The 5,198-nt window shown below is 35.6% G+C and carries 4 protein-coding genes and 3 pseudogenes; all 7 read right to left on the bottom strand.

Annotation, left to right across the window (positions count from 1 at the left end; genetic code table 11):
* Positions 1–587: pseudogene (gene resC, locus AC1DJR_RS23665) on the bottom strand (cytochrome c biogenesis protein ResC); the annotation flags it as partial.
* A gap of 18 nt (positions 588–605) precedes the next feature.
* Entirely contained in the window at positions 606–2,222 is a 1,617-nt protein-coding gene (resB, locus tag AC1DJR_RS23670; protein WP_002135242.1) for a cytochrome c biogenesis protein ResB, read from the bottom strand.
* A gap of 47 nt (positions 2,223–2,269) precedes the next feature.
* Positions 2,270–2,701 (bottom strand): annotated as a pseudogene (resA, locus tag AC1DJR_RS23675) (thiol-disulfide oxidoreductase ResA); the annotation flags it as partial.
* A gap of 94 nt (positions 2,702–2,795) precedes the next feature.
* Complete coding sequence (gene rluB, locus AC1DJR_RS23680; protein ID WP_002030733.1) at positions 2,796–3,524, bottom strand: 23S rRNA pseudouridine(2605) synthase RluB; 729 nt, start codon at positions 3,522–3,524, stop codon at positions 2,796–2,798.
* A 288-nt stretch (positions 3,525–3,812) separates the two neighbouring features.
* A complete protein-coding gene (spmB, locus tag AC1DJR_RS23685) occupies positions 3,813–4,343 on the bottom strand; it encodes a spore maturation protein SpmB (protein ID WP_002086660.1) in 531 nt (176 codons plus the stop codon).
* Positions 4,340–4,936 carry a spore maturation protein SpmA gene (gene spmA, locus AC1DJR_RS23690; RefSeq protein WP_002086662.1) on the bottom strand — a complete coding sequence of 199 codons (597 nt, stop codon included), beginning with the start codon at positions 4,934–4,936 and terminating at the stop codon, positions 4,340–4,342. The genes spmB and spmA overlap by 4 nt, the downstream gene beginning before the upstream one ends.
* Positions 4,929–5,198, bottom strand: a pseudogene (locus tag AC1DJR_RS23695) (D-alanyl-D-alanine carboxypeptidase); the annotation flags it as partial. The pseudogene AC1DJR_RS23695 and the gene spmA, both read right to left, overlap by 8 nt.

Consider the following 5,198-nt stretch of genomic DNA (forward strand, 5'->3'; position numbering starts at 1 on the left):
TCGTATTTCATACTAGAAAATACCGTTGTTATTCCAATAAACCCAACTGTACAAACAAGTGTGAAAACTACTGTCTCTAACCAAAATGTACGCTTACTTCTTGTTGATTGATCTACATTTTTCAGTAAATACATTACGCCTGTAATAAAACTAATTGCTAATATTGCTTGTCCCGCTGCCGCTGTCGTTACATGAATATGTAGCCAATTACTCTTTAAAGATGGGATAAGCGGCGAAATTTCTCTCGGGAACATACTTGCATAAGCGATTAATAAAAGAGCTACCGGTAAAGCAAATAAACCAATAATACTTACACGATATACAAAGTACATAATGATAAAAGCTCCCACAAGCATCATGCCAAAAAATGTACCAAATTCAAAAAAGTTACTAACCGGTGCATGTCCTGATGCGATCCATCTTGTAACAAAATATACTATTTGTGCAATAAACCCCAAAATTGTTATAGTTATACCTATATTTGCCCACTTGTTACCTTTTTCTTTAATTGCTCCTCCAAAAAATAAAGTTGCAATTAAATATAAGATAAACGCCGCGAACAGAAAATTACTACTTATTTGTACCATATCGTTTCCCCACCTTAACTAATTTTTTTCATTCATTTTATCGTGTGGTTGTGGAATCGCTGTTCCTTCTAGTACTCTTTCAATATCTTTCTTTAAGCCGAACCAATTTTTATTCGTATGGCCTGCAACCCACCATTCATCATTAACACGTTGTATCCAAATACGGCGATGGTTCCAATACATACCTTGAATCACACCAACCATAAATATAAATCCTCCAATACCGAGAATCCAAAGCGTCAAATCTTTTCTTACTGTAAGAGCTGTTGCATTTTGCATTTCCACACCTGCAAATGACATTTTATATTTATTATTCCCATCAGGCTCTATGTTTTGCTGAATACCGACGAAACTAACTTCACCATCTGGTGTTTCCGGGGTAAACATTTTAAAGACGAATGCAGGATTATTCGGTAATTTTGTTTTCGTATTCGGCCTTCCATTCTCATCAAAATAAAAATCAGGAAAATAGCTTAATAGTTCTAGAGAATACCCATTTCCTAAATCATATTTTTCTGTAGGATTCGCTAAATCTACTTTAATCGGTCCCAACTTTTGATTATTTTCTTTGTTTTGCAAATGGAAAGACATGCTTTTAAATTCACTTTCTTTGTAATCCACTTGATAAACAGCAAATTGATCAAATTTCAGTGGCTCATTCACTCGAATTTCAGCTTCTTTTACCTTTTCTAATTTTGGTTTTTGACCCGCTATATTTTCTCCTACCGCTTTATATAATACAGCATTTGTTTGGAAGTTTTTCGCAATCATTTTATCACCAACACGATCAATTGCTTCATCAAAAACTTCTTTATCCTTACTCTTATCATAAACTTCCTTGATAAACTTTTCGTTTTTCAAATAGTATTGACCATCTGTTCCTGGTATTTCTTTCGTTTCACCGTCACGTAACCAAAGTGCTTCATCTACATACATACTCGGTAAAAAACGTAGCATTGCACCGAATAGAAAGATAATAAGACCAATATGGTTTACATATGGACCCCAACGTGAAAAACGTCCCTTTTCCGCTAAAACGTTCCCGTCTTCCACTTTTACATTATAATTACGTTTCTTTAAATTAATTTGAACTCGTTCTAAGTCACCTTCATGCGGCGTACCAGTCCCGTGCACTCTCTGTCTTTTCAAAAAACTTGGGTGTCTTTTCACCCCTTGTTTTTTTAAAGCTTTATAAAGAGGAATGACACGGTCTAAACTACATATAACAAGTGAAATACCAATGGAAGCAATTAAAATCATGTACCACCATGATCCATATAAATTATTAAATCCTAATTGATAGTATAATTGTCCTAAAAATCCATACTCGGTCTTATAATATTCAGCTGGTTCGATTCCTGGGGTTATGTACATTTCTTGGGGAAAGATAGTTCCTATTGCCGATGAAGCTAAAGTTATTACGATTAACCATACACCTACTTTTACAGAAGAGAAAAAACTCCAAATTTTATCGACTATCGTTTTTGTATGTGTGAGAGATCTCCGAGCACTCCCCTCATATCTCATATCCAATAATTTTATATTTTCATTACTTTCAAATGGTTTCCCACATGCTTCACAAAAAATGGTTCCTATCGGATTAACATGTCCACATTCACACTTAATTTCTTTCAAAGCTCTCACCGCCCTTTTATCTATATGTACTATTGTATATTCCAGCCTAGAGAGGTTGTTGGTAATGGTCCCACTCCATATGTACCTATGATCTTTTGCCCTTTATCAATTGCAACTGGGAATTTCAAATCATATTGTTTCACAAAGTTCTTCACTGCGATATCCGTTTCATCTGCATCTAAGGCAATAATTTCAACGCCTTTTTCTTTATATTTCGGATATAACTCATTCATATAAGGCATTTCTTTTTCACAAGGTTTACACCAAGTGCCCCAAAAATTTAAAAATACACCTTTTCCCTTTAAATCTTTTAATTCAATATTCTTTCCTTCTAAATCAGTTACAACAAAGTTAGGTGCTTCTTTTCCAATTTGCATTTTCTCTTTATCAGTAAAAAATCCTTGATATAGCGTAAACCCTACCGCACCGCTTAAAATGAGCAAAATGATAACACGAAATAATAAGCGATTTTTTTTCATGTTGTCTCCCCTCTCTTCGACGAGTGATAAATATATGTATTTTTTAATAAATCACCAGCGGAGCATTCCACTGGTGAAAGTTTCACAATATAGATTAGCGAGGCTTTGTAGAAGCCAATGCACGTAATTGTTTCACCTCATGTGGTGTYAATTCTCTTGCATCRCCAGGACGCAAGCTACCCACTTCTAAAAAGGCATACCGTTCACGTTTTAATTTCATTACTTTACAATCTAACGCTTCAAACATGCGGCGTACTTGACGGTTACGTCCTTCATGAATCGTTAATTGTACAATTGCCATCTCTTTACGCTTGTCCCAAGAAATAATTTTCGCTTGTGCTGGTGCTGTTTTCCCATCTTCTAATGCAACACCTCGTTCTAACATGCGAATTTTCTCACCTGTTAATGGCCCTTTAATTTTCGCAACATACGTTTTTTCAACTTTATATCTCGGATGCATTAATACATTTGCAAATTCACCATCATTTGTCATCAATAATACGCCAGACGTATCATAATCTAAGCGTCCGATTGGGAATAAACGTTGTCTAATTTCAGGGAAAAAGTCTGTTACAACATTTCTTCCTTTATCATCTGATACACTTGAAATTACACCAGTTGGTTTATATAGTAAAAAATAAACAGGTTCTTCTTTTTCAAGAGGGATGTTATTTACTTCCACTTTATCTTGAGGAGTTACTTTTGTTCCTAACTCCTTCACGATTTTCCCATTAACTTTCACTTTCCCTTGCTGAATTAATTCCTCAGCCTTTCTTCTCGATGCAATACCTGCTTGCGCAATCACTTTTTGTAATCGTTCCATTTCTTTTTTTCACCTCAAATTTATCTTACCTTACATTAGAAAGACTTGGCAACCGCCTAAGCTTTATGCCATTTACTTCGCCTAYCTTTAACAACATAGCAATGATRATAAACGTMTAAAGGCATATCACGTTTTCACCCTTTATTATTGTTTACACTTTTTCATGTTGTCCACGATAAAAGTTCATCATTTTGTCAAAAACACCGCATAAAAAAACCACTATTAAACTACACGTTAATAGTGGTCGTATACGTATTATAAGCTAAATAGCGCAAAAAATGAATAGCATTACCGAAACAATAGGGAAACAAACACAATTGAACAAATAATTCCGATTAAATCTGCAAAAAGTCCTACCTTTAATGCATCTCCCATTTTTCTAATACCGACAGCCCCAAAGTATACTGTTAATATATAAAAAGTCGTATCTGTGCTACCTTGCATCGTTGAAGCTAACCTACCAATAAACGAGTCTGGCCCATATGTAGCGATTAAGTCGGTCGTAATACTTAAACCAGCAGATCCCGAAATCGGACGTATAAGTGCAAGTGGAACGATTTCGGCTGGTACATGAATAAAGTCTAACATCGGCTTCATTACCGATATCATCGCATCTAAAGCACCTGATGCCCGGAAAATAGAAATAGATACAAGCATTCCAACCATAAACGGCAAAATGGAAACCGCAATTTGAATCCCTTCTTTTCCGCCCTCAACGAACGATTCGTACGTTGGAACTTTCTTTATCGTGCCATACAAAAGKATAAAACCAATTACACAAGGAATTACCCATAATGAAATTGTATTTACAATACTCATTTTTTCCGCCCCTTTCTACTCCTTCTCCGGTAAAAATAGCGGTCAATCCAAATCGCTCCAATCATCGATAACACTTGTGCTATAAATGTTACGCCAACGATTTCAGTAGGGTTTGCTGATTCATAAGTCATTCGAATCGAAATGACAGTAGTCGGAATTAATGTAATCGCTGAAGTATTTAATGCTAGAAACGTCACCATAGAACGACTTGCTGAATCCTTTCCACCATTTAACTCTTTCAGTTGTTCCATTGCTTTAATACCTAAAGGTGTTGCTGCATTACCTAACCCAAAAAAGTTCGCCATCATATTTGATAAAATGAATCCCATTGACGGGTGATCCTTCGGTATTTCTGGAAATAATCTTTTTACTATCGGCATAAAAAGTGATACTAACTTCTTTAACAATCCAGCTTCCTCAGCAATTTTCATTAAACCGAGCCAAAATACTAAAACACTAATAAGTCCAATACAAATCGTTACAGCATCTTTTGACCCTTCAAACACTGCTTTGGTCACTTCTTCCATCGTTCCATTTATCATGGCATACACAATCCCTATAACTGCCATCGCTGCCCATACGAGATTAACCATCTATCCCAACACCTATCATGTAAGAGAAGATTTCTTTTACGTTATTCCAATACAATCCCGTTGTAGCTACTAACTTTCGTTTACTGTAAAACAAATTGCGTTCTCCAACTTTCTCGTTCCCTACATAAATTTCTGTCTTCCCAACCTTTACTCCATCCGTAAGTTTTGCACTTTTGTCGAGCTCAACTTTCAATAACACGCTCTTTCTTTCCTCTTCAGTTAAAGGTACAGAAAAACTATTTTTCGTATAAACATGATTGGC

The sequence above is a fragment of the Bacillus sp. 05T31 genome (assembly GCF_056396725.1).